This is a genomic window from Streptomyces sp. NPDC101227 (assembly GCF_044767545.1).
Lineage (GTDB): Bacteria > Actinomycetota > Actinomycetes > Streptomycetales > Streptomycetaceae > Streptomyces.
Genome location: NZ_JBIWOD010000008.1, coordinates 156060 through 178423, shown reverse-complemented (window position 1 = coordinate 178423; position 22364 = coordinate 156060). Strand labels below are relative to the sequence as shown.

The window sequence follows — 22364 nt, the reverse complement described above, 5'->3', positions numbered from 1 at the left end:
GGGCGACGTCAGCGCGGGGTGCTGCCGGCCGCGCCGGGCGGGCGCGGTAGGCGGCGGGGCGTACGGCTGCGGCGGTACATGGCTCTCCAGCGTCCGATACCGCGTGCCCGGCCCGTTGACGGCCCGGACGAGGCCGCTACGCAGAAACCGCCGCCGTCGCGGCCCAGGCGGCCGGGAGGCGGCTGAGGCTCTGGGTGCGCAGCTGGGCGTAGCCGGGGCGGATGGTCTGGTGGATCAGGGCGAGGCGCTCGTCGAACGGGATGAACGCGGACTTCATCGCGTTCACGGTGAACCACTCCATCTCGTCCAGGCCGTAACCGAAGGTGTCGGTGAGGTGCTGGAATTCCTGCGTCATCGTGGTGCCGCTGACCAGGCGGTTGTCGGTGTTGACGCAGACGCGGAACTTCAGCCGGCGCAGCAGGTCGATGGGGTGCTCGGCGTAAGAAGAGGCCGCACCCGTCTGGAGGTTGGACGTGGGACACACCTCCAGGGCGATGCGGTGGTCGCGCACATAGGAGGCGAGCCGGCCGAGGGTGACCGAGCCGTCGGCGGCGACGGTGATGTCGTCCGCGATACGGACGCCGTGGCCGAGCCGGTGGGCCCCGCAGCGCTGCACCGCCTCCTGGATGGAGGGCAGGCCCACGACCTCGCCGGCGTGGATGGTGATGTGGCTGTTGGCGGCCCTGAGGTGGTCGAACGCGTCGATGTGCCGCTCGGGCGGGTTGCCGGCCTCGGCTCCGGCGATGTCGAAGCCGACGACGCCGGAATCACGGTGGGCGACGGCCAGTTCGGCGATCTCGCGGGAGCGGTCGGCGTGCCGCATGGCGGTCAGCAGGGTGGCGACGCGGATCGTGCGCCCGTCGGCGGCGGCGCGCCGTTCACCTTCGCGGAAGCCGTCGTTGACCGCCTCGATGACCTGCTCCAGGCTGAGGCCGCCCTCGAGGTGCTGCTCGGGCGCGTAACGGATCTCGGCGTAGACGACCCCGTCGGCGGCCAGGTCCTCGGCGGCCTCCGCGGCGACCCGGTGCAGCGCCGCTCGGGTCTGCATCACGGCGCAGGTGTGCGCGAAGGTCTCCAGGTATCGCTCGAGGGAGCCGGAGTCGGCGGCGTCGCGGAACCATGCGCCGAGCCGGGCGGGGTCGGTGGTGGGCAGGGCGTCGTAGCCCGCGTCGCGGGCGAGTTCGACGATGGTGGCGGGACGCAGGCCGCCGTCCAGATGGTCGTGCAGAAGGACCTTGGGGGCCTGCCGGATCTGCTCGTGGTCGAGGGCGCCGGTACCGGTTCCCGCGCCGGGGGCGGGGGAGATGCCGGGTGCGTCGGATGCGGCGAGTGCGTCAAGCGCGTCGGGGGATTGCTTGTCTGACAAGTGCATGGGGTGGGAGTGTAGCCGCGGGCTTCCGGAACCGGAACGGGGGGCGTGCCCGACGCGCCACGCACCGTTTGTCGCGCCGCCCTCGCCCGTTCGTCCGGCCCGTTCAGCGCGATTGCCAGACGGGAAGCGCCGGGGCCCCGGTGGGCAGCATGTACTTGGCCGCCAGGACGGGGGTCCGCCCCGCGTGGACGACCTGCGTCACCAGGACGGCCGGGGTGTCCGCGGGGCGCTCGAACTGCGCCCCGCGGTCGCGGCCGAGCATGGTGGCGACCATGGTCGAGGAGCCCTTCAGGGGCATTCCGCGCCCCGCCTCCAGCAGCAGCCGGAGCATGGTCGAGGGCGCTCCTTGTGCGTCGTCGAGGGCCTGCGCGGGCGCGAGCCCGAGCCCGGCGAGGGTTTCGTCGGTGGCCGCCCACTCGTGCGCCAGGCAGGACGGCAGGCCGTTGACCTCGACCATGCTCTCCCAGAACCGGACTTCGCCGTGCGCGGGAAGCAGCAGATGCTGCGCCGAGAAGTCGGTCGGCTCCTCAAGGGTTTGCGCCAGCCGGACGGTACGGACCGCCTGCCCCGCGCCGAGCAGTTCTTCCATGGGCTTGAGGGTCTCGAAGCCGCGCCGCGGCGGATGGTGGTTGACCGTACGGCCCACCCCGCGCCGTACCGTGATGACCCCGTCCTCCTGGAGCAGGATGAGCGCCTCGCGCAGCGCGGGCCGGCTCACACCCAGGTCGGCGGCGAGCCGCGGTTCGGTCGGCAGCTGCGACCCGGGCGGATAGACGCCCTGATGGATCGCTTCCACGATCCGCTCGTACAGCACGACGACCGGGCGCCGCTGCTGTTGTCTGTCAGCCATTGCCATCTCCTGAGGGTGTCGTCGGACCGCCGCTGACCGGCGGTCCAGCCTACGCAGGTGGGGGAGCGGCGGGGCAGTGCGGCCGGTGTGCGGGGAGTGCGGGGGACAGGGGATCCCTTGACAGGTCTCCGAGCACGGGGGTAGACCAGGCTCACCATCCCTTCTTGTCTGACAAGTAGTGCTCGGGCGTCACATCAATGGCGTACCGAGGGCCGTCCTTGTCCGGTGCATGTCCTGCTTCGCGGACAGCCATTACGGAGAGCGGAAGTACGGGGCCGACCCCCCACGCCCCACCTCCCCCCCACAGCCCCAACCCCTCTCCCGTTAGGAGCCGCCATGTCGACGCGCTCTGACCGCCCCGAGAAGCCGCGGTCCGACAGCCGTCCCGGCATGCTGGTGGCGTTGGCTCTGGCCGTGCTCGGCTATCAGCTCAACGCCACCATGCTCAGCCCCGCCCTCCCCGACGTCATCCGGCGCCTGCACACCACCAGCGGACTCGTCGGGCTCTCGCAGACGCTGTTCTTCCTGTTCGCGGCGGTCGGGCAGGTCACGCTGGCCCGTCTCAGTGACTACCGCGGCCGCAAGCCGATGATGCTGCTGGGCTGTCTGCTGGTGATCGCGGGCGACATCGCCTGCGCCGCGGCCCCGGACATCGGCGTATTCCTCGCGGGGCGCGTGCTGCAAGGCTTCTCCGCCGCGCTGTTCACCCTGTCGTTCCTGACCCTGAACGACACGCTGTCACCCAAGGGCTTCGGCCGCGCCGCGGGCATCATCACCGCGGTCAACGGCGGATTCGCCGGTGTGGACGCCGTCTTCGGCGGCCGGCTTGCGGACACGGTCGGCTTCCGCGGCATCTTCCTGGCCGGCCTCGCGGTGTCGCTGGCCGGCACCCTGGCCGTGATCAAGACCGTCCCCGCCGCGCCGCCGGCGGCAGCCGGCCGTATGGACTGGCGCGGTACGTGCTTCCTGGGCCTCGGCCTGACCGGCGTGCTGATAGGCCTGGCGCAGGGCGAGTCGTGGGGCTGGCTGTCCGCGCCGACCGCGGGCTGCGTGCTGGCCGGTCTCGTCTGTCTGGTCGCGTTCGTCCTGGTCAGCAGGGGCAACCGGGACGCCATCATCGACACCGGGTTGCTGGCGTCGCGCCGCGCCTGGCCGCTGCTGGCCACGACCGTACTGACCCTCGCCGGCGCCTTCGGGGCGCTCACCCTCACCGTGCCCCTGTTCACCCAGGACCCGCACGCCGGTTACGGCCTGAGCGCGACGCAGTCGGCGCTGCTGTTCGCCACCCCCGCCCAGGCCATCGGCGTGATCGGCGCCCCGCTCGCGGGCATCCTCGGCCCGCGGATCGGCTGGCGCCGCAGCGTGGTCATCGGCTCCGCGGGCTCGCTGGTCGCGTTCGCCGTCGCGGTGCCGTTCATGACCTCGCAGTGGGTCCTGATGGCCGCGCTCGCGGTGCTCGGCATCACGTACAACGGCCTGAGCATCACCGCCATCAACGCCCTGGCCGTCGTCTCGGCCCCCGCGGACCAAAAGGGCGCACTGCCCGGTCTGAACGGCGCCTGCTTCGGCATCGGCGCCTCCCTCGGGACCGCGCTGGCCTCCGCCCTGATCACGGCCGCGGGCAGCGGCGGCGCGCAGGGCCCGGACCTGTACGCGACCGCGATGTGGGCCTCGTTGGGGCTGCTGGCTGCGGCGATGGTGACAACGGTCGCCCTCAAGGCCGTGCCGAGGGAGGCTATGGGGCCGGAGGGGGCTGATGTGGCGGTACCCGCCCTGCATATGTGAGCCCTCGGTCATACGAGCCGTTGTCTCTCGTTGGCGGAACTCAACCAGCGGGGTGGGGCGGGCCGGTAGGCACCGGCCCGCCCCCTCCCGCTCGCATTGCCGTCGCTCGCTCGCGAGGAGAACGGCGCGACGCGATCGCCCGCACCGCCGCCCGGGCGCTACAGCCGCAGCGGCAAGGAGGCGAGCCGCCAGCCGCCGGGCAGTTCCGGGCGCTCGAGACGGTCGGGCTCGACGGCCAGCGATACGTCGGGGTAGCGCGCGAACAGTTTGCCCAGGGCGACTTCGCCCTCCTGGCGGGCGAGGGAGGCGCCCAGGCAATAGTGCATGCCATGGCCGAACCCGACGTGGTTCTCGGCGTGGCCGGCCGGGTGCCGGGTGATGTCCAGGCGGTCCGGGTCGTCGTAGTGGCGGGGGTCGAAGTTGGCGGAGACCAGGACGAGTTGGACGGCCTCGCCCTTGCGGATCGTGGTGCCCGCGAAGTCGATGTCCTCGGAGGCGTACCGCAGTTGGGTCACATGGACCGGACCGCACCAGCGCATCAGCTCATGGACCGCGCGGGGGAGCAGGGCCGGGTCCGACGTGAGCAGGCGTAGCTGATCGGGGTGGGTGAGGAGGGCGGCCGTGCCGTTGCCGATGAGGTGGGCGGTGGTTTCGTGACCGGCGAAGACCAAGGTGAGGACCAAGGTGGCCATTTCGACGTCGCTGAGCCGGCTGCCGTCGTCGTCGTGCGTCCGGATCAGCTCGCTGAGCAGGTCGTCGGTCAGCGCGCCGCGTCGCTCCCGGATCAGTTCGTGGATGTGGTCGATCATCGGCGGGACCGCTGCCCTGAGGCGTTCCGGAGACAGCGACACCAGGTCGGCGCCCCATTGCCGCCATTGCGGACGGTCCGCCTCCGGAATGCCGACCAGCTCGCAGATGACGGAGATGGGGAGTGGGTAGGCGAAGTGCTCGATGAGGTCGACGACGCCGTTCTCGGCATGGCCGGGGAGCTGGGCCAGCAGCTCGTCGGCTATCTGCGCCACACGCGGGCGCAGATCGTTGATCTTGCGTGCGGTGAAGGCGCGGGACACCAGGCGGCGGAGGCGGGTGTGGTCGGGGGCGTCGGCGTTGAGGATCGTTTCGAGGAGGTAGGGGTGGAGCTCCTCGGGGAGCCCCATGGTCTCCATCAGACGGGTCAGCGGGTTGTCGTCCACGCCGCCCAGTGCGGAAGACCGGTTGTTGACGAATCGCTGGTCGCGTAAGACCTCACGGACGTCGTCGAAGCGGGTGATGAACCAGACGGGCGAGTCGTCCAGGAAACGGCCACGGACCACGGGGCCTTGCTCGCGGAGCTCGCCGTAGCCCTTGAAGGGGTCGATGACCAGTGCCGGGTCCATCACGTTGGTCTCGCCAGGGTGTTTCCCGACATGCACGGCCAGGGGGTTGGTGGGGGATGCGGACATCGTCTGTTCTCCTCCGGACATCGTTTTCTCCTCCGGGTGGTGACTTGGCGTCAGTCGCGCAGCTGCCTGCGCATTTCCTGTGAGCTGAGCTCTTCCACGTGCTCGTAGAGAGCGATGATCTCGGGGGCGACGGCGGTGGCCGCCGCGAGCGCGCGGTCGGCGGAACCGGTGTCCGGGGCGACCGGGAATTCCAGTACGCCCCGGAGCGTGTGGGCCAGGATGTCGATCCGGTCCTCCGGTGCGACCGGGACGGCCGGAGAGTCCGGGGCGCCGGTGCCGAGGGCTTCGGTCATGAAGAATCCGGTGGACACCGCCAGCATGGCGTAGTGCTGGTGGGCGACGCTGACGTCCTCGCGCACCAGGCCGTGTGCGCGCAGCACTTGGAGATGGCGGCGCAGGGCGTCATTGCCGTGTGCCATCAGTTCCGCGAGCTCCTGCTTGGCGGTGTCATTGAGGCGGCCGAGGATGTCGGAGTCGTCGGTCTGTACGGCGCGCAGCACCGGGTCGGCCAGGTAGTCGCGGTGGAGCCCGCACATCATCCGGCTGGGCAGGACGGCCATCGGATCGGCGCGCATCCGCTCCAACTGGCGGCGCAGACTCCGCGATTTGGCGTTCAGCACGACGGCCAGGAGCAGGGCGTCCTTGGTCTTCCAGTGAAGGTAGACCGTGCCCTTGCCGACCTTGGCGCGGCGGGCGATCTCGTCGATGGTCACCCGCCGGTAGCCCCAGGCGAGCAGCAGCTCACCGGCGACCTCGAGGATGCGTTCACCGCGCTGTGTCTGTTCCACGACCTGTGCCTCTTCGGGGGCGAGTGCGACGAGCGGGACCGGCGTGACCAGATTTTGAATCTGGTCACGTGGTCAAAGCTAGACGGAGCAAGGGTGGGGGACAAGGTGTTAATCCGGTCAGATACGGCGGCGGGAAGCGGCAAGAACGGCGGGCGCGGCAACCGCGCTGCCAGCGGCGCGAGTGTCGGGGGCTCGGGCGTCCCCACGTGCCCCGCAGCGTGAAGGGGTGGGGGCTACGTGGCGAGATGGGCCCTCTGGACCGACCCGGTCGCCCTGCCATAGCGTCGGGCGGCATCGCAGGGGCGCCGGCCGCCCGACGCGATCCCGCTCCCCGACCTCACGCCCATCTCCATCCCTCTCCCGACCCCGATCCTGCTCCTCCTCAGGGAAGCCGAGGACGCGTCGTGACCACGATTCCGCAGCCGCCCGACATCCTCTCCCCGGAATTCGAAGCCGACCCCTACTCCGCGTATCGCGTCCTGCGGGAGCACTACCCGCTGTTTCACGATCCGGGGACCGGAAGCTATCTGATATCCCGGTACGAGGATGTCCAACGGGCCTTCCGCGAACCGGTGTTCACCAGCGACAACTACGACTGGCAGCTCGAGCCGGTGCACGGAGGCAGGACCCTGCCCCAGATGAGCGGGCGCGAACACGCCGTCCGCCGCGCACTGGTGGCGCCCGCGTTCCGCGGCCGCGAGCTGCGCGAGAAATTCCTGCCGGTGATCGAGCGCAACGCCCGGGAGCTGATCGACGGTTTCCGCGACGCCGACGAGACCGACCTCGTGGCGCGTTTCGCGACCCGCTTTCCGATCAACGTCATCGTCGACATGCTCGGTCTCGACCGGGCCGACCACGACCGCTTCCACGCGTGGTACGAGGCGGTCGTCGCGTTCCTCGCCAACCTCGCCCAGGACCCGGCCGTCACCGCCATCGGCCTGCGGACCAGCGAGGAGCTGGCCGCGTACATGTTCCCCATCATCCAGGAACGGCGCGCCGCACCCGGTGACGATCTGCTGTCCACCCTGTGCACCACCGAAATCGACGGCACCCGGATGAACGACCGGGACATCACCGCGTTCGTCAGCCTGCTGCTCTCGGCCGGCGGCGAGACCACGGACAAGGCCCTCGCGGGCATCTTCCGCAACCTGCTCGCCCACCCCGACCAGCTCGCCGCCGTACGGGCCGACCGCAGCCTCGTACCGGCGGCGTTCGCCGAAACCCTGCGCTACAGCCCGCCCGTCCAGATGATCATGCGGCAGCCCGCCGAGGACGTCGCCCTCAGTGGTGGCACCGTACCGGCGGGCTCCACGGTCACCTGCCTGATCGGGGCCGCCAACCGCGACGAGCGGCGCTACGACCACCCCGAGACATTCGACATCTTCCGTAAGGAGAATGCGGCGGCCAGTGCCTTCAGCGCCGCCGCCGACCACGTTGCCTTCGGGCTCGGGCGGCACTTCTGTGTAGGCGCGCTGCTGGCCAAGGCCGAGGTGGAGGTCGGCGTGAACCAGCTGCTGGACGCCTTCCCCGATATGTCCCTCCCGGACGGCGCCGCGCCCGCCGAGGCCGGGGTCTTCACCCGGGGGCCCACGCGACTGCCGGTACGGCTCACGACCACGGGCGGCCAGGGACGCGGCCAGGAAGGGGGCCGGAAGTACGAGCAAGAATAACTGTGCGTAGCCAGGAACGGGGTGCGTCCCGGCGGACCGCCCCGTTCCGGAATACCGGGTCGATGCGCTGCGCCGTCGCCCGTCCGGTGTCAGACTTGAAAGACCGCACTGGCTGCCGGCGGCCGGTGGCCCCTGGCACCAAGGGGGAGTCATGACCTGGGCATCTTGGACCACGATCGGCATCTACGCGCGGCCCGGGGTGGTACGCACCGAGGAGGTCGGCGTGATCGACGGTGACCTGAGTGTGCATACGACCTGGTCGGAGGGCCAGGCTCATGTGGCGGTGCAGTACACGGGCGCCACGGACTGGTTCACCATGGCCGGCAGCCCGGTCCCCTGTGGCTCGGAAGAGGACAGCCGCAGCTTTCACCAAGCGGTGGTCGAAGCGATGCGGGACGGCGATGAGGCCGAGCATCCGCTTCGGGAGCTGTTCCACCAGTAGGCGGTTGGCGGTTCACCGTCAGTGCGGTTGACGGAGCGTCATGTGGTCTCGCGCCGCCACATGAGGTCGCCGAGGGGTATCGGGGCGACGTGCGGTGCGGGCGGCGGAACGCCCCCGGCCTGCTACCCGGCCTGCGGGACCAAGTGCCTGGTGAACCAGTCCTGCGCCAGACCGGCGACCGCGTCCAGCGCTCCCGGCTCCTCGAAGAGGTGCGTGGCATGCGGCACGACCTCGAGCTGGTTCTCGCAGCGCAGCTCTTCCAGGGCCTGCCGGTTGAGGTCGAGGACCAGGGCGTCATTGCCGCCCACGATCAGCAGCGTCGGCGCCCGTACGTCACCGAGATGCGGCCCGGCGAGGTCGGGGCGGCCGCCGCGGGAGACCACGGCGCCGATGTCGACATCGGCGTCCGCGGCGGCTCGCAGCGCGGCAGCGGCTCCGGTGCTGGCGCCGAAATAGCCGATCGGGATCGGCACCCGGCCGTGCAGCCAGTGGGTGGCGTCGGCCAGCCTCCCGGCCAGGGTCCCGATGTCGAAGACCTTCGCCCGGTCGCCCTCTTCGGCCGGGGTGAGCAGGTCGAAGAGGAGGGTGCCCAGGCCGGCCCGGTTCAGGACCGTGGCCACCATCCGGTTACGGGGACTGTGGCGGCTGCTCCCCGAGCCATGGGCGAACATCACGACCGCCTCGGCGCCCTCCGGGAGGGCGAGGTCCCCGGCCAGCCGTAGGCCGCCCGCGTCCACCTCCACCGGCTCCTCGACCACCGACCCGTGGTCCGGACCGGGCGGGTCGGTCATCGGGCGGGCCGCCGCCTCGGTCAGCAGGGCGATGACCTCCTCGTCCGGGGTCTGGGAGAAGTCCTGGTACCACTCGCCGACGGCGGAGAACGAGGCCGGCGTGGACAGGCACACCACCTCATCCGCCTTGGTACGCAGCCAGGCGGCGGCGTCCGGCGGCGCCACCGGGACGGCCAGCACCACCCGGGCCGCGCCCTGGGCCCGTACGACTTCGCAGGCGGCCGCCGCCGTCGCGCCGGTCGCGATCCCGTCGTCCACCAGGACCGCCGTGCGGCCCTTGAGCGACAGCCGCGTCCGGCCGGCGCGGAAGCGTCGCGCCTGACGCGTGAGCTCCGCCTCCTCGGTGCGCTCGACGGCCTGGAGGTCCGCCTGCCGGATCCGGCCGCGGCGGACGATGTCCTCGCTGATCACCCGTACGCCGCCCTCACCGATGGCGCCGAAGCCCAGCTCACGGTGGTACGGAACGCCCAGCTTGCGGACGACGATGACATCGAGAGGCGCGCCGAGGGCCAGCGCCACCTGGTAGGCAACGGGGACTCCGCCGCGGGGCAGCCCGAGGACTATGGGGTCTTCCCCGGAGAGACGGCCGAGCGCCTCGGCCAGCCGGTGCCCCGCGTCCGTGCGATCGGTGAACAGCACAATCGTGCACCCCCTACCCAGGGGAGACTGAAGCCACGTCCACACCTACTTCGAAACAACCCCATGTACCGGTGTTTCGCAAGTCGGGAGGCGGGTCCGTTTGCCGCCGTGGACCGGTCGCGGCTGTCGTGGTTACGGTCGGCATATGGCACGAAGCGGTACGGGGCCGAGTGGTACGGGAGCGAGCGGTTCGGGACCGGGTGGCAGCGGGCCGTGCGGCACCGGGCCGGGCGGTCGCATCGGGGCGGTCCTGATCGATATCGACGGTGTGCTCACGGTGTCCTGGAAGCCGCTGCCCGGTGCCGTGGCGGCCATGGAACGGCTGCGGGCCGCCGGGCTCCCGCTGGCCCTGGTCACCAACAACACCTCGCGGACCCGCGCCGTGATCGCCAGGAGGCTGGCCGACGCGGGATTCCCGGTCGACGCCGACGACATCCTCACCGCACCCGCCGTCACCGCCGGGTATCTGCGCGAGCACCACCCGGGTGCCCGCTGCCTGCTGATCAACTCCGGTGATGTGCGCGCCGACCTCGAAGGCGTGACGCTCGTCGAGGAAGGGGCGGACGAGGCCCCGGACGTGATCGTTTTCGGGGGTGCGGGCGGCGCATTCGACTACCCGGCCCTCAACGCGGCCTTCCGCCATCTGCAGCGCGGCGCCCGGCTCGTGGCCATGCACCGGAATCTGTACTGGCGTACGGCGGAGGGGCTCGACCTCGACACCGGGGCCTTTCTCCTGGGGCTGGAACGGGCCGCCCGGGTCGAGGCCCAGGTCACCGGCAAGCCCGCCGAGGCGTTCTTCGCCACCGCCCTGCACCACCTCGGGGCCACGGCGGCCGAGACCCTGATGGTGGGCGACGACATCGCATCCGATGTGCTGGCGGCCCAGCGCGCCGGAATCACCGGCGTACTCGTCAAGACCGGGAAGTATCTGCCCGAGACGCACCGGGCGGCCGACGGCACGCCCGATCACGTCATCGATTCCTTCGCCGACCTGCCGGATCTTCTGGGGCTTGCGGACCCTGCGCCCCCGGGGACCCGTCCCGGGTGACCAGCGCCTCGATCTCCGCGACCGACCACCGCCCCGCCGCCCCCGGGCACCCGGCCAGGTACTCGGCCGTCCGCCGTGCGCTCCACCGGTGCCCGGCGATGATGCCCGCCGCGATGTGGCGGAGATACGCTGCGGACGGGGCGTTCCACGGGACGTCGGCGCAGCGCCACGGGGCCGTGAAGGTCAGGATGGGGGATCCGTCCAGCCGGCCCGCGCGGACCAGCGTTTCGTAGCGGCCGGGGCCGATCTCCGCCCGCCCCAGGCTGAGCACGTCCGTCAGATCGAGGTCCTCGCCGGGCGTCCGGAACATCTCCTGGGCCGCGATGTCGGAGAACTGGCCGAGCGTCAGAAGGTAGGCGCGGGCCGGGAGCTGGTCCTCGACCCCGGGGTCGTAGAAGGCCCGGCCGCCGGTCCAGGTCAGGGACTCGGTGGCGAAGTAGAGCAGGCCCGGCAGCATCACCGGCTCGGCGCGCAGGGGCGGGCGGGGGTCCCGGCAGCCTGGATAGTCGATCCGCCCGCCGGGTGGCCGGCCGCCCTCCAGATAGGCGGTCAGCCGGTCGAGGTGCATGTTGGAGCCGTATGCCGCGTACCAGACCCGGCAGGCGGTGGGATGGTGAGGCGTGGTCAACGGGGCGTTCCCTTCACGCTCGGGCCGCTTCCGTGGCGCCTACGCGGTACGTCGACACCTCGGCGGCGGGAGTCTTCGCGGTCCGTTCCCGATTCGGCTTCGCGCGGCGCAGCGTCATCGGCTGTTCGTCCGATTCTCCCTCGTTCTCCCCATTCCCTCGAACCCTCTCCATTCCCTCGGTCACCGCACTTTCTTCCTGCGCCGAGTTCACGCCATTCACGGCATTCACGGTAGTCGCGGCATGGTGCTCGGTGGCGGCGCAGTTCTCGGTGAACTCGGCGGACGGTCAGGTGAATTGGCGGCGGGACGGTGGCGCCGGGGGGAGGTTTTGCGGGGTGTGGGGTGGAGAGGCGCGTTGTGCGGGGGTGACGTGGCGACGGACGGAGGCGGCGTGGCGGATGGACTGGGCAGCGCGGACGGGGCGGGCGGCGTGGGCAGTGCGGACGGGGCGAGCCGCCGCAGGATCCTCGCCGCCGCCGCGGCCGGGCTCGGCCTCCTCGCGGGATGCGGCGAATCGGCCGCCCGGGACGACCCCGCGAACGGAGCGCCGCCGCCCGGGCGGCGGACGAAGCCGCCGCGCGCCCCGTCCGTCCGGCCGCCCGGGCGCCGGCCGCGCCCCCGCCCCGAACTCCCACGGGGCGGGCGGGAGCTGTTCCCCCGGCACCGCCTGGTGGGGTTTTGCGGGCTGCCCGGCGCCGATGCGCTCGGCTGGCTCGGCATGGGGGACCCCGGCGCCCGCGCCGCCGAGATCGAGAAGGTGGCGCACTCCTACGCCGCGGGGCGCGAGCCGTTGCCCGTACTGGAACTGCTGGCGGTGGTCGCGAATGCCGCCCCCGGACCCGACGGGGCATACCGTACGCGGACGCCGTCCGCCACGATCCGCCGCTTCCACGAACTCGCGCGGGCGCGCCGCGCCATGCTTCTGCTGAATATCCAGCCGGGCCGCGCGGCGCCGCTCGACGAGGTGAAGGCGCTGCGCGACTGGCTGGTGCATCCCGATGTCGGGATCGCGCTCGATCCGGAATGGGAGATGGGACCGGGCGAGGTGCCGGGACGGAAATTCGGCCACACCGGCGGGCGGGAAGTGACCGGCGTCGCCCGCTATCTGTCCGGCCTCGTCGAGGCACACGATCTGCCGGCGAAGCCGCTGGTCTTCCACCAGGTCTCCGCCTCCGTGCTGCGCGCGGAATCCGCGCTGCGGCCGCAGCCCGGTGTGGCGCTGATCAAGAGCGTCGACGGGATCGGCTCCCCGGGCCTGAAGCGGGGCACGTGGCGCCGGCTCGTCTCCCGCATACCCGAGGACGTGCACACCGGCTTCAAGCTCTTCTACGAGGAGGATGCGCAGGGCAGCCGGCTGATGACGCCGAAGGAGGTCCTGGCGCTGACGCCCCGCCCGGAGTACGTGATGTACGAGTAGGCCGTCAGGAGCCGGCCGCCCTGGCGATGAGGCGATCCGTCGCCGAGCGGGCCGCGGCCAGGGCCTGCCGGTGGTCGGTGCCGCGCTGACCGAGTACGACGCGGGTGCTCAACCCGTCCAGCAGCGCCAGGAGTTCGGAGGCGCGCGAGGGGACGTCCATCGGCGCGAACCTGCCGCGCTGCACCCCCTTGGTCAGCAGCGCCTCCAGGTCGTCCTGCCAGACCTGGTCCATCTCCTCCTGTGCCTGGTGCAGCGGCTCGTTCGACGGGGTGCGGGCCCAGAGCTCGATCCACAGCGTCCAGCGCGCGTCGCGCGGGCCACGCGGCAGATACAGCTCCAGGAACAGGTCGAGTTTGCGCTCCGCGGTCAGCCGGCGGGCCAGCAGCGCGCGCCGCTCCTCGCCGAGGGCCGCCTCGCTCCAGCGCAGGGCCTCCAGGAGCAGCAGGTCCTTGCTGCCGAAGTAGTACAGGATGTGGCCGCCGCTGGTGCCCAGCCGCTCGGCGAGGGCGGACATGGTGAGCGTGGCCAGGCCGTTCTCGGCGATGGCCGTCATGGCCTCCTCGAGCATCCGTTCCTGGGTGATGTGCCCATCGCGCCGTCGTGCCGCCCGTGCCACCCGTACCGCCCCCGCCTTCGCTGTCCTGCCGGTCTCGTCGCCGCGCCTTCGCGGTGTCGCAGCCCCGAGCCTATCCGCGAATTTGTGCAGGGGTCTTGACGGGTGGGGGAGTGGTCGCACATCTTGAATGTCGTTCTAGGAGTTAGAACAGCATTCAAGATATGGGCGTGGAAGGGTGGTGCGCGGATGGCGCGGCGACAGTCGGATACGGAGATCCCGGACGCAGAGATCCCGGGTGCGGGGGGCAGGGGGGCGGCGGAGGCGGCGAGTCATGCGGCCGATACGCCCGCAGCCACCTCCATCGGCGTTTCGGTCAATTCGACCCATACGGCTAATCCGGTCAGTCCGGTCAATCCAGATGCCGATGAAGTGTTCCGGGTCGAGACCCACGGCATCGACCCGATCCCCGACGACGAGCGGCACGGCAGCGCCAAGGACCTCTTCTGGCTCTGGTTCGGCTCCAACCTCACCTTCACCTACGTGATCAACGGCGCCCTCGCGGTCGGCTTCGGCCTGTCCTTCTGGCAGGCGACCGCGGTCGTGGTCCTCGGCGGGCTGTCGTTCTTCGCGATCAGCGCGGCCGGCCTGAGCGGCATCCGCACCGGCACCGCCACCCTGGTGATCTCCCGCGCCGCCTTCGGCGTCCGCGGCAACTGGCCCGCCGGACTGCTCAACTGGGTGGTCAGCATCGGCTACACCATCGTGAACACGGTCGTCGGAACCCTCGCCCTCGAGGCGTTCTTCGCCGACCTGGGCTGGGTCGGCGGCAACCTCGCCCGCGCCCTCGCGCTGCTGGTCACCCTCGCGCTCACCTTCGTGGTGGCGATGTGGGGCCATGCCACGGTCCAGTTCGCCGAACGCTGGATGGCCTACGTCCTCGCCGTCGGCTTCGCCGGACTGCTGGTCTTCGTCCTGCCCGGCGCGCACACCACCGGCCACGCCTCGGCCCCCGGCGCCGCGGGCTGGAGCCTGGCGTTCGTGGTCATGCTGGCCGGACCGTTCTCGTACGTGCCGATGCCCGCCGACTACACCCGCTATCTGCCGAAGGCGACCTCGCTGCGCGCCATCACCTGGTCCGGCGCGCTCGGCGGCTTCATCTCGTCCGTCGCGCTCGGCGTCATCGGCGTGGCCGCGGCGAGCCGTACGGACATGACCGACGCCGTGGCCGGAACCGAGAAGCTGCTGCCCGGTTGGTTCCAGCCGGTCTTTCTCGCCCTGGTCCTGCTCGGCTCGGTCACCAACTCGATCATCACGCTCTACTCGTCGTCGCTGAACCTCCAGGTCCTCGGCATCCCCTGGAGCCGCTCCAAGGCCATCATCATCAGCGCCGCGGTCACCGCGCTCGGCTCGCTCGGCGCGCTCTTCTTCACCGACTTCACCGAGTCGCTGCTGTCCTTCCTCTCCCTGCTGATCATCGTCTTCGCCCCCTGGGGCGGCGTCTTCCTCGCCGACATGGTGCTGCGCCGCTGCCGGTACGACACCGAAGCCCTGCACTCCGGGCGCGCGGGCGCGTACTGGTACCGCTCCGGCTACCACCCCGCGGGCATGACCGCGCTGCTCGCCGGCATGGTCTTCGCGGCCCTGACCTGCGACTCCGAGCTGTGGACCGGCCCCCTGGTCGCGCCCCTCGGCGGCGCCGACCTCACGCTGCTCGGCTCGGTCGTCTCCGGCCTCGTCTACTGGGCGCTCGCCCGCCGCACCGTCCGCCCCACGGCCGTGGCCGGCTGACGGCACGCCCCTTACTCCTCATCCACTCACCCACCGAGCACCACCCGCACCACCTCAGGAGCAACCCCTCATGTCCGCTATCGCCGCGTCCGCCCCCGTCCCGGCCGACCTGGTCCTCACCGGCGCCCGTATCCACACCGTCGACCCCGACCTGCCCGAGGCGCAGGCGCTCGCCGTACGCGACGGCCGGATCGCCTGGCTCGGTGCGGACGCCGACGCCGGACGGTGGACCGGCCCCGACACCGAGGTGATCGACGCCGGCGGCCGACTGGTGCTGCCCGGATTCATCGACGCCCACAACCACGTCCGGCTCGGCTCCGACGACGCCTGCGTCCAGCTCGCGGGCGTCCGCACCCTCGAGGCGATCCACGAGCGCATCCGCACCTGGCTCGACGCCCATCCGGACGCCGAGTGGATCGAGGCCGAGGCCTTCGACTACTCCGCGATCCCCGGCGGCCGGATGCCGCGCGCGAGCGATCTCGACCCCGTCACCGGCGACACCCCCGCCTTCGTCCTCAGCTACGACGTCCACACCGCCTGGCTCAACACCGCCGCGCTGCGCCGCCTGGGCATCGACCGGGACCGTACGAGCCTGCCCTTCGGCGAGGCGGAGACCGACCCCGAGACCGGCGAACCCACCGGATTCATCAAGGACTTCGCCGTCAAGGGCCTCTCCCGCGACGGACACCGCGCCCTGAAGGAACTCGGCGTGCCGTGGGCCTCCCCCGACCGCCAGTACGGGCGCCTCGCCAAGAGCCTCGACGACGCCATCCGCTTCGGCATCACCACCGTCGTCGAACCGCAGAACTCCCTCGACGACCTCTCCCTCTTCGAGCGGGCCCGCGCCGAGGGCCGGCTCCGCTCGCGGATCGTCGCGGCGCTCTTCCACCCGCGCGGCACCACCGACGCCGACCTCGACGACTTCGCGGCGGCCGCGCGGCGCCACGACGACGACCGGCTGCGGGTCGGCCCCCTCAAGCTGTACATCGACGATGTCGTCGAGCCGCGCACGGCCGCCCTCCTGGAGCCGTACACGGGCTGCGGCCACCACCGGGGCGAGACGTTCTACCCCGCCGCCGACTTCGGCGATCTGCTCACCAAGCTGGACGCCCGCGGCTTCCAGTGCTTTGTGCACGCCACCGGCGACCGCGGCATCCGCACCGTCCTCGACGCCGTCGAGCAGGCCCGTACGGTCAACGGCCCGCGCGACGCCCGCCACCAGGTCGTCCACGTCGAATGCCTCGACCCCCGGGACACCCCGCGCTTCGCCGAACTGGGCGTGGTGGCCTGTATGCAGCCGCGGCACTGCGCCCCGGAGATCGCCGGACCCGGACAGGACTGGGCGGAGAACGTCGGCCCGGACCGCTGGCACAAGGCCTGGCCGATGCGCAGCCTGCACGCCGAGGGCGCCGTACTGGCCTTCTCCAGCGACTGGAACGTCGCCGAGATGGACCCGATGATCGGCATCTACACCGCCCTCACCCGTAAGCCGCTGGCCGGCGGCGAGGCCTGGCAGCCGGAGGAGACGGTGGGCATCGAGACCGCGGTGTACGCGTACACGATGGGCTCCGCCTACGCCAACTTCCTTGAGGAGGAACGCGGTTCGCTGACCGTCGGCAAGCTCGCCGACTTCGTGGTGCTCTCCCGGGACATCCTGCGGGCCGCGCCCGAGGACATCCCCGGGACGGTCGCCGAGACGGTCGTCGTCGGCGGTGCGGTCGTCCACCAGGGCTGACGGCAATCCGCCGGGCCGTCGCCCCCGGCGGCCCGACGGGTCGTCGGGGGCAGGCGCCCGAGACCGGCCCCGAGCCCCGGAAAGCCGTGGATCCCGGAGGCAGGGGCGGCGTCGGGGGCGCACCATGGCCCTATGCTGCTGGCCGATCTCGCACAGGTCTCCGCGGACGTCGCCGCGGCCTCGGCGCGGTCCCGGAAGATCGCGCTGCTGGCCGAGCTGTTCCGGGCCGCGGAACCGCAGGACGTACCGATCGTCATCCCCTGCCTCGCCGGGCGGCTGCCCCAAGGGCGGATCGGCGTCGGCTGGAGCGTGCTGGGCGAGGCGGTGCCGGCGGCGGAGCGCGCCACGCTCACCGTGCAGGAGGCCGACGCGGCGCTCACCGCGCTGGCCCGGGTCGGGGGCGCCGGTGCGCAGGGCGAGCGCCGGCGGCTGGTCCACGCGCTGATGTCCGCGGCGACCGCACCGGAGCAGCGGTTCCTGCTCGGCCTGCTGACCGGGGACGTGCGGCAGGGCGCGCTGGACGCCATCGCCGCCGAGGCGCTCGCGGCCGCGACGCAGGCGCCCGCGGCGGACGTCCGGCGCGCCGTGATGCTGGCCGGCTCGCTGCCGGACGTGGCGCGGGCGCTGCTCGCGGAGGGCCCGCCGGCGCTGGCGCGCTTCCGGCTCACCGTCGGGCGCCCCGTCGGCCCGATGCTCGCGCACAGCGCCCCATCGGTGGCCGCGGCGATCGACAAGCTCGGACCGTGCGCGGTGGAGCAGAAGCTCGACGGCATCCGGGTGCAGGTCCACCGTGACGGCGACGTCGTACGGATCTACACCCGCACCCTGGACGAGGTCACCGACCGCCTCCCCGAGGTCGTCTCCCTCGCCCGCGGCCTGCCCGCCTCGTGCTTCATCCTGGACGGCGAGGTCATCGCCCTGGACGAGAACGGGCGGCCGGTGCCGTTCCAGCGGGTCGCGGGACGCTTCGGGTCCCGGGTGGACGTCACCGCCGCGCGGGCCGCGCTCCCGCTGTCGCCCGTCTTCTTCGACATCCTCTCGGCCGACGGCCGTGACCTGCTGGAACTGCCCGGCGCCGAACGTCACACGGAGCTGGTCCGGCTGCTGCCGGAGGAGGTCCGGGTGCGCCGCCGGCTGGTCCCCGACCCGGCCGACGCGGCGGGCCGCGCCGCCGCCGAGGACTTCTGGACCCGGACGCTGCGCGACGGCCACGAGGGCGTCGTCGTCAAGGCGCTGGGCGCCCCGTACAGCGCGGGCCGCCGCGGCGCCGCCTGGCTCAAGGTGAAGCCGGTGCACACCCTCGACCTGGTCGTCCTCGCGGCGGAATGGGGCCACGGCCGGCGCACCGGCAAGCTCTCCAACCTCCACCTCGGGGCGCGCGACCCGGAGGGCGGGTTCGTCATGCTCGGCAAGACCTTCAAGGGCCTCACCGACGCCACCCTGGCCTGGCAGACCGAACGGCTGCAGGAACTGGCGGTGGAGGAGCGGGGGCAGGTCGTCGCCGTACGGCCGGAACTGGTCGTCGAGGTCGCCTACGACGGCCTGCAGACGTCCACGCGCTACCCCGCCGGCGTGACGCTGCGCTTCGCCCGCGTGCTGCGCTACCGCGACGACAAGACGGCGGCGGAGGCGGACACGGTGGAGACGGTGCTGGCCGCGCACCGGGACGGGGAGACGTAGGCCCATGGCGGGGAGGCGCAGCGCCGGGCTGCTCCTGTACCGACGGCGTGCGGGCGGCGTCGAGGTGCTGTTGGCGCACATGGGCGGGCCGTTGTGGGCCCGGCGGGACACCGGCGCCTGGTCGGTGCCCAAGGGGGAGTACGCACCGCCGGAGGAAGCGCGGGACGCGGCCCGGCGGGAGTTCGAGGAGGAACTGGGGATACCGCCACCGGCCGGGCCGTACCTGGCACTGGGCGAGACCCGCCAGGCGAGCGGCAAAGTCGTGACCGTCTGGGCCGTCGAGAGCGATCTCGATCCCGAAGGTGTCGTGCCCGGCACCTTCGAGATGGAATGGCCGCGGGGTTCGGGCACGACCCGTAGCTTTCCGGAGATCGACCGCGTGGCGTGGTTCACCCCGCAGGGGGCGGCGGAGCGGTTGGTGAAGGGACAGCGGGTGTTTCTGGAACGGCTGGCCGAGGCCCTCGCGGCGGCCGGCTGAGGGCCCTGGGCGGCCCACCGGCCCGGTGGACGCGAACGCCGCCGCGCCCGGCACCTACCGCGACGCCGTCGGCGCGCTGCTCGGGTCCGATGCCCTCGACCTCGTCGCCGGGCTGCTCGCCGGGCTCTTCGTCGTCCGGCTCACGATGATGCAGGACGCAAAGGCCCGGCAGGGCCGGTCGCCGGTGGTGGACACGGCGCCGTTCGACGCCTGGACCGCCCCGGCCGGGCTCTGGGCACAACTCGGCCTGGACACCCCCCTTTCCGCCGGGCAGGCTGTGCGCGGGGAGAAAACGGGGGGCCTTGGGGACGGGGTCATGAGCATGCCGCGGGGGCCGCATGTTGCGTATCCATTTCGACGAGCGGGACATCGCGCGCGTGCAGATCGCGGCCGAGCCGGACCCGTTGTGGGAAACGGTGCTGGCGATGCATCAGCTGACGGCGCCCGGGAACGGCCTGCCGCCGTACGCCGCCTGGCGGATGCGCGCGCGGGCCGAGCTGGCCGAGCGCGGGCTGACCCGTGCCGCCCGGCTGATCAGCGCGCTGGCGCCGGGCGACGCCCGCTACTTCCCCGACTTCCTCACGCCCGATGAGGGACGCCACGGCCTGGCGGCCGGGCTGACGGCGCTGCGGGAGACGCCCCGGGCCCGGCTGACCGCGGAGCTGCGCCGGGCCGCCCTCCCCGCCCGGCTTCCGCGCTGGGCCGGCGCGGTGGCCAAGGGCAGCCGGGCGCCCCTGGACGAGCTGGCCGACGCGTTCCGGCAGGTGCACGGGACGGTGGTCGCCCCCGACTGGACGGAGGCGACCGCGACGGCCGCCCGCGACCGGGCCGGTCGCGCCCGGACGCTGTGCCACGGCGGCGTCGACCGGATGCTCAACTCCTTCCGTCCGTACCTGCGCTGGGAGCCGCCGGTGCTCCACGTCGACTACCCCCGCGAGGGGGATCTGCGGCTGCACGGACGCGGACTGCGGCTGGTGCCGTCCCACTTCTGCTGGCGCCGGCCCATCGCGCTCGCCGACCCGGACCTGCCGCCGGTGCTGGTGCACCCCGTCGAACACACCACGGCCTGGGCGCCCGCCACCACCCGCGCCTGCCATCCGCAGGCCCTGTCCGCGCTGCTCGGCCGCACCCGGGCCCGCGTCCTCACCGCGCTCGACGCGCCCGCCACCACCGGCGAACTGGCCCGCAGGCTACGGGTCTCCGCCCCCTCGGCGAGCGAGCACGTCAGCGCGCTGCGCGAGGCGAACCTGGCCCACAGCCGCCGCGACGGCGGAAGCGTGGTCCATGCCCTGACCCCGCTCGGCGCGGCGCTGCTGCACGGCGAGCTGGCGCCCGTACGGGGGGTGTGACCGAGATACGCGCCAAAGGAGCAAGGGGATGTTCTTGAAGTCCTGATGCGCTTGGACTCGCCTGCGGCGGCGGGCCGCGGGGTCGCGTTCGGCGACGTGTCGGGCGACCGAGTCGCAACCGGGGCGGGCGTACCGCTCCAGGGAGCGCACGGAGGTGTGGCGGGAGCGGGCCAGCAGCATCGGGGTGGAGGTGCCGTCCTCCACTGCGTCTTCTCCCGCAGGGTGACGTCCAGACGCCACAGGGCGGCGATCTGGTTCTCCGCCAGGGCCTTGGTGGGGTCGGGCGGCGCCGGCCGCCGCGCGATACCGATCGTCGGATCGTCTTCGATCCAGCCCTGGCGCTGCCACCAGCCGATCACCAGCGAGATCCGGTAGATCCGCGCGGACGACTTCGCGATGCCCGCACCGGTGAGGTAGCGCTCGACCGCCGCGCTGTACGTGGCCGGAGTGGCGGACAGAGGTACGACGCGGGCGCGCGGCAACCGCAACGAGCCCCTGCCTTCGAGTTCGGTCACCGGTTGGATCGTCACGCCCGCCCCGCCCTCCCGGTCCTGCCGCAGTAAATGCGTACACCTCACCCCGGCGGCCGGAGCACCCCGCCGCAGGTCGCGATGATCGCGGTAGAGGATCCGTCGCAGTAAATCCGGCATTTACTGCGGCAGTTGTGCATACGTCTCCGCAATCCAGCATCTGCCCGAATGCGGTTCAGCTGTGCGGACTTGAGGGGAGGGGACTGTCAGTGCCCGACGCCGACCATGCCTGGTGTCAGCATGTTTGCCTGGGTCATACCCCCAGGTCCTCCGTCACGGGCAGGCACTCGGCGAGCAGGTCGACGACGTCGCGCCAGGCTCGCTGCGCGTGCTGTGGGTGGTAGCCGACGCCGGGACGCACGGTGTGGTCGACCGATGGGTGGTGGAAGGCGTGCAAGGCGCCGCCGTAGACCACGAGGCGCCAGTCGACGCCCGCGGCCTGCATCTCAGCGGTGAACGCGTTCCGTTGCGCGGGCGGCATGATCGGGTCTTCCGACCCGACTCCGGCCCACACCGGGCAGCGGATGCGCGCCGCCTCGCCCGGTCGGCCCGTGGTCAGCGCGTTGACTGTCCCGATCGCGCGCAGGTTGACGCCGTCGCGCCCGAGTTCCAGCGCGATTGCGCCCCCGGTGCCGTAGCCGACGGCGGCGATCCGGTCGGGGTCGGTCCGCGGTTCGGTGCGGAGCACGTCGAGCGCTGCGTGGCCGATGCCTCGCATCCGGTCGGGGTCGGCGAGCAGCGGCATGCAACGGGCAAGCATCTCCTCAGGGTCGCCCAAATAGCGCCCGCCGTGGAGGTCGAAGGCCAGCGCCACGTATCCCAGCTCGGCGAGCGCGTCGGCCCGGCGGCGCTCGACGTCGCTGAGCCCCGTGCCCTCGGGCCCGACCAGGACCGCGGGCCGGCGGTCGGCACCGGCCGGGAGTGCGAGGTGCCCGATCATCGTCAGGCCGTCGGCCGCGTATTCGACCGTGCGCGTGGTAATCGTCGTCATGAGCCTGGACTGTAGTGATCGCCGGGCCCGGTCCGGCCGGTGTTCTGCCGCTGGCAGAACAGCCCGGGTATCCCAAATGCGGCGAGGGCTCACAAGAACCGTCACAAACCCCGTCCCCACGGCAGTGCTATCGGATCATCCGCCCAGGCCACGGCGTTGGAGGCTGACCCTCGCAGCAGGATTCTGGGGTAGACCGGCCCGCTCCCGTGAAGGGCGTCCCCAGCTAGTTCACCTCACGGTTCAGGCGGCTTGGCCGAGACCGGCGGCAGTCAGGTCCTGCTCGCGCAGCGGGGGTGCGGACCAGGCCCCGGTGATGCTTGGCCGTCCGCTCCACCCGGTGCACCGGCAGCGTGCCCTCCACCACCGTCTCCGGGACGTCCTCCAG

Annotated in this window: 19 protein-coding genes; 10 read left to right on the top strand and 9 right to left on the bottom strand. The window is 72.2% G+C overall.

All coding sequences use genetic code 11. The features are described 5' to 3' along the window. Nucleotides 1-136: 136 nt before the first annotated feature. Both ACIRPT_RS20695 and ACIRPT_RS20690 read right to left on the bottom strand, forming a co-directional pair. Nucleotides 137-1372, bottom strand: a complete 1236-nt coding sequence (locus ACIRPT_RS20695; protein WP_403828952.1) for an adenosine deaminase — start codon at nucleotides 1370-1372, stop codon at nucleotides 137-139. Nucleotides 1373-1475: 103 nt separating this feature from the next. Continuing rightward, a complete protein-coding gene (locus ACIRPT_RS20690; RefSeq protein WP_403828950.1) occupies nucleotides 1476-2222 on the bottom strand; it encodes a GntR family transcriptional regulator in 747 nt (248 codons plus the stop codon). 336 nt (nucleotides 2223-2558) lie between these two features. Here ACIRPT_RS20690 and ACIRPT_RS20685 point away from each other — a divergent pair, with 336 nt between their 5' ends. Next, a complete protein-coding gene (locus ACIRPT_RS20685) occupies nucleotides 2559-4007 on the top strand; it encodes an MFS transporter (protein ID WP_403828947.1) in 1449 nt (482 codons plus the stop codon). Between the two features lie 158 nt (nucleotides 4008-4165). Here ACIRPT_RS20685 and ACIRPT_RS20680 read toward each other — a convergent pair whose 3' ends face one another. Both ACIRPT_RS20680 and ACIRPT_RS20675 read right to left on the bottom strand, forming a co-directional pair. After that, nucleotides 4166-5449 carry a cytochrome P450 gene (locus ACIRPT_RS20680; RefSeq protein WP_403828944.1) on the bottom strand — a complete coding sequence of 428 codons (1284 nt, stop codon included), beginning with the start codon at nucleotides 5447-5449 and terminating at the stop codon, nucleotides 4166-4168. Nucleotides 5450-5499: 50 nt separating this feature from the next. Then, complete coding sequence (locus ACIRPT_RS20675) at nucleotides 5500-6237, bottom strand: TetR/AcrR family transcriptional regulator (protein ID WP_403828941.1); 738 nt, start codon at nucleotides 6235-6237, stop codon at nucleotides 5500-5502. A 404-nt stretch (nucleotides 6238-6641) separates the two neighbouring features. On the opposite strand from ACIRPT_RS20675, the gene ACIRPT_RS20670 reads away from it, so the two are divergent. Both ACIRPT_RS20670 and ACIRPT_RS20665 read left to right on the top strand, forming a co-directional pair. Further along, nucleotides 6642-7907, top strand: a complete 1266-nt coding sequence (locus ACIRPT_RS20670; RefSeq protein ID WP_403828938.1) for a cytochrome P450 — start codon at nucleotides 6642-6644, stop codon at nucleotides 7905-7907. Nucleotides 7908-8058: 151 nt separating this feature from the next. Next, nucleotides 8059-8349 (top strand): hypothetical protein, encoded by a 291-nt coding sequence (locus ACIRPT_RS20665; RefSeq protein ID WP_403508173.1) that lies wholly within the window; start codon nucleotides 8059-8061, stop codon nucleotides 8347-8349. A 122-nt stretch (nucleotides 8350-8471) separates the two neighbouring features. Here the strand turns inward: ACIRPT_RS20665 and ACIRPT_RS20660 are convergent, their stop codons facing one another. Beyond that, nucleotides 8472-9779, bottom strand: coding sequence for a phosphoribosyltransferase family protein (locus ACIRPT_RS20660; RefSeq protein ID WP_403828935.1), 1308 nt, complete (start codon nucleotides 9777-9779; stop codon nucleotides 8472-8474). 238 nt (nucleotides 9780-10017) lie between these two features. On the opposite strand from ACIRPT_RS20660, the gene ACIRPT_RS20655 reads away from it, so the two are divergent. Then, nucleotides 10018-10827: an HAD-IIA family hydrolase gene (locus tag ACIRPT_RS20655; RefSeq protein WP_403829415.1), complete on the top strand. Its 810-nt coding sequence runs from the start codon at nucleotides 10018-10020 to the stop codon at nucleotides 10825-10827. Here the strand turns inward: ACIRPT_RS20655 and ACIRPT_RS20650 are convergent. Continuing rightward, nucleotides 10751-11395 carry a histone deacetylase gene (locus ACIRPT_RS20650; RefSeq protein ID WP_403829412.1) on the bottom strand — a complete coding sequence of 215 codons (645 nt, stop codon included), beginning with the start codon at nucleotides 11393-11395 and terminating at the stop codon, nucleotides 10751-10753. The genes ACIRPT_RS20655 and ACIRPT_RS20650 overlap by 77 nt on opposite strands. Before the next feature lie 73 nt (nucleotides 11396-11468). Further along, entirely contained in the window at nucleotides 11469-11675 is a 207-nt protein-coding gene (locus tag ACIRPT_RS20645; RefSeq protein ID WP_403828933.1) for a hypothetical protein, read from the bottom strand. A gap of 171 nt (nucleotides 11676-11846) precedes the next feature. On the opposite strand from ACIRPT_RS20645, the gene ACIRPT_RS20640 reads away from it, so the two are divergent. Continuing rightward, entirely contained in the window at nucleotides 11847-12872 is a 1026-nt protein-coding gene (locus ACIRPT_RS20640) for a hypothetical protein (RefSeq protein WP_403828931.1), read from the top strand. A gap of 4 nt (nucleotides 12873-12876) precedes the next feature. Here ACIRPT_RS20640 and ACIRPT_RS20635 read toward each other — a convergent pair whose 3' ends face one another. Continuing rightward, a complete protein-coding gene (locus ACIRPT_RS20635) occupies nucleotides 12877-13488 on the bottom strand; it encodes a TetR/AcrR family transcriptional regulator (protein WP_403828929.1) in 612 nt (203 codons plus the stop codon). A 369-nt stretch (nucleotides 13489-13857) separates the two neighbouring features. Between ACIRPT_RS20635 and ACIRPT_RS20630 the strand changes: the two genes are divergently transcribed. The 5 genes from ACIRPT_RS20630 (at nucleotide 13858) to ACIRPT_RS20610 (ending at nucleotide 20458) form a co-directional block, all read left to right on the top strand. Further along, nucleotides 13858-15216: a purine-cytosine permease family protein gene (locus ACIRPT_RS20630; protein ID WP_403828926.1), complete on the top strand. Its 1359-nt coding sequence runs from the start codon at nucleotides 13858-13860 to the stop codon at nucleotides 15214-15216. Nucleotides 15217-15286: 70 nt separating this feature from the next. Beyond that, entirely contained in the window at nucleotides 15287-16951 is a 1665-nt protein-coding gene (locus ACIRPT_RS20625) for an amidohydrolase (protein WP_403828924.1), read from the top strand. A gap of 132 nt (nucleotides 16952-17083) precedes the next feature. Then, a complete protein-coding gene (locus ACIRPT_RS20620) occupies nucleotides 17084-18631 on the top strand; it encodes an ATP-dependent DNA ligase (protein WP_403828922.1) in 1548 nt (515 codons plus the stop codon). A 4-nt stretch (nucleotides 18632-18635) separates the two neighbouring features. Beyond that, a complete protein-coding gene (locus tag ACIRPT_RS20615; RefSeq protein ID WP_403828919.1) occupies nucleotides 18636-19109 on the top strand; it encodes an NUDIX domain-containing protein in 474 nt (157 codons plus the stop codon). Nucleotides 19110-19447: 338 nt separating this feature from the next. Next, nucleotides 19448-20458 (top strand): ArsR/SmtB family transcription factor, encoded by a 1011-nt coding sequence (locus tag ACIRPT_RS20610; RefSeq protein ID WP_403828916.1) that lies wholly within the window; start codon nucleotides 19448-19450, stop codon nucleotides 20456-20458. 783 nt (nucleotides 20459-21241) lie between these two features. Here the strand turns inward: ACIRPT_RS20610 and ACIRPT_RS20605 are convergent. Further along, the gene (locus ACIRPT_RS20605; protein ID WP_403828913.1) at nucleotides 21242-21979 is read right to left on the bottom strand and encodes a dienelactone hydrolase family protein; all 738 of its coding nucleotides are present in this window, start codon (nucleotides 21977-21979) and stop codon (nucleotides 21242-21244) included. Nucleotides 21980-22364 lie beyond the last annotated feature (385 nt).

Bases quoted from the DNA above. Each gene is read 5' to 3' on its own strand.
- ACIRPT_RS20695 (WP_403828952.1), bottom strand. From the start codon at position 1,372: ATGCACTTGTCAGACAAGCAATCCCCCGACGCGCTTGACGCACTCGCC.
- ACIRPT_RS20690 (WP_403828950.1), bottom strand. From the start codon at position 2,222: ATGGCTGACAGACAACAGCAGCGGCGCCCGGTCGTCGTGCTGTACGAG.
- ACIRPT_RS20685 (WP_403828947.1), top strand. From the start codon at position 2,559: ATGTCGACGCGCTCTGACCGCCCCGAGAAGCCGCGGTCCGACAGCCGT.
- ACIRPT_RS20680 (WP_403828944.1), bottom strand. From the start codon at position 5,449: ATGTCCGCATCCCCCACCAACCCCCTGGCCGTGCATGTCGGGAAACAC.
- ACIRPT_RS20665 (WP_403508173.1), top strand. From the start codon at position 8,059: ATGACCTGGGCATCTTGGACCACGATCGGCATCTACGCGCGGCCCGGG.
- ACIRPT_RS20650 (WP_403829412.1), bottom strand. From the start codon at position 11,395: ATGCACCTCGACCGGCTGACCGCCTATCTGGAGGGCGGCCGGCCACCC.
- ACIRPT_RS20625 (WP_403828924.1), top strand. From the start codon at position 15,287: ATGTCCGCTATCGCCGCGTCCGCCCCCGTCCCGGCCGACCTGGTCCTC.
- ACIRPT_RS20620 (WP_403828922.1), top strand. From the start codon at position 17,084: ATGCTGCTGGCCGATCTCGCACAGGTCTCCGCGGACGTCGCCGCGGCC.
- ACIRPT_RS20615 (WP_403828919.1), top strand. From the start codon at position 18,636: ATGGCGGGGAGGCGCAGCGCCGGGCTGCTCCTGTACCGACGGCGTGCG.
- ACIRPT_RS20610 (WP_403828916.1), top strand. From the start codon at position 19,448: ATGTTGCGTATCCATTTCGACGAGCGGGACATCGCGCGCGTGCAGATC.
- ACIRPT_RS20605 (WP_403828913.1), bottom strand. From the start codon at position 21,979: ATGACGACGATTACCACGCGCACGGTCGAATACGCGGCCGACGGCCTG.